Source organism: Mesorhizobium sp. M0898 (assembly GCF_040319695.1).
Lineage (GTDB): Bacteria > Pseudomonadota > Alphaproteobacteria > Rhizobiales > Rhizobiaceae > Mesorhizobium.
The window spans coordinates 1-955 of the sequence record NZ_JAMYOE010000137.1 but is presented as its reverse complement, the minus strand read 5'-3'; the positions used below and the strand labels follow the sequence as shown (position 1 = coordinate 955).

Annotated in this window: 2 protein-coding genes; one reads left to right on the top strand and one right to left on the bottom strand. The window is 59.1% G+C overall.

Features of this window, described 5'->3' with window-relative positions; all coding sequences use genetic code 11:
* Positions 1 to 75, top strand: a 75-nt coding sequence (locus tag NKH90_RS34590) for a DUF1236 domain-containing protein (protein WP_352823804.1), incomplete at its 5' end; no start/stop codon positions are given.
* Between the two features lie 185 nt (positions 76 to 260).
* Here NKH90_RS34590 and NKH90_RS34585 read toward each other — a convergent pair.
* Entirely contained in the window at positions 261 to 560 is a 300-nt protein-coding gene (locus NKH90_RS34585) for a hypothetical protein (protein ID WP_352823801.1), read from the bottom strand.
* Between the last annotated feature and the right edge of the window lie 395 nt (positions 561 to 955).

The window sequence follows — 955 nt, the reverse complement described above, 5'->3', positions numbered from 1 at the left end:
CGCTACGTCGTCGTCGACAACCAGACCGTCCTGGTCGATCCAGGCACACGCAGGATCGTGAAGGTCATCCAGTGAGCAAGCGCGTTGCTTTGAAGGGACATGCGGCGACGTTGAGCGACAATGAAGTACCGCACCGACACCGTGGCTACTGGCCATCGTGGCAAGGACAACCGTGCGCCTGACAAGGCCGGGGATGACCAAAGCCCCGCTCCGGCGTTGGGGCGAGGGCGGGGGGACGCTTTGGCCGGAGCGGGGTTAGGCTAGGTAGTCACCTCGTGGCAAGCAGAGGCGACCGCAGTTAAGACTAGCGGATTTTGTGGCGCTTTCAATATTTCAATATCCGTGACTGAGTGCCTATCGCCTTCTCGCAAGAGCGAGTTCCAGTTGAGGTTGCCCAATAGGTTGATGAGATCGCGCGCCTGTTCGACGGTGATCCCCGTTTCTTTGACCAGCCGCAGAATGACCGGGTCGTGCATCGGCGGTGGATTGGCGACTTCGCCGGCATCGTAGAACCTTCCAGCGGGAGCCCAAATCATCGGGACGAGGTAGAGCGTCTGCATTAATAGGCAAGAAGGACATTCTACAAGCGGACGTTTGTACCTACTGCACTCAACCGGCTGGGTGATTAGCATGAGGCTTAGGCTGCGGTGCATGAGCACGCGGTAGCTGCGCAAGCTTCGCTACACCAGCGCACTGGGTCGTGCGCATTGGCACGCTGGCATGTGCATCGGTGGCGGCAACCGGCAGGGTGGGTGGTTTCAGAGATTGAGTACAGAAAAGGCCAGGAATAAATCGGGAGCGACTGTTCACGCGTTGTCCTCGACACGCTTGCCCTCCGCATCCGTCCCTTTGATCTCGGTAGTCCACGCCTCGGTTGGCGCCGATTGCTGGCGGATTTGATATAAGCCTATTTGGGCCGGCGTGCGGCAGCGATGGCCTGCAACAGATTGATGCT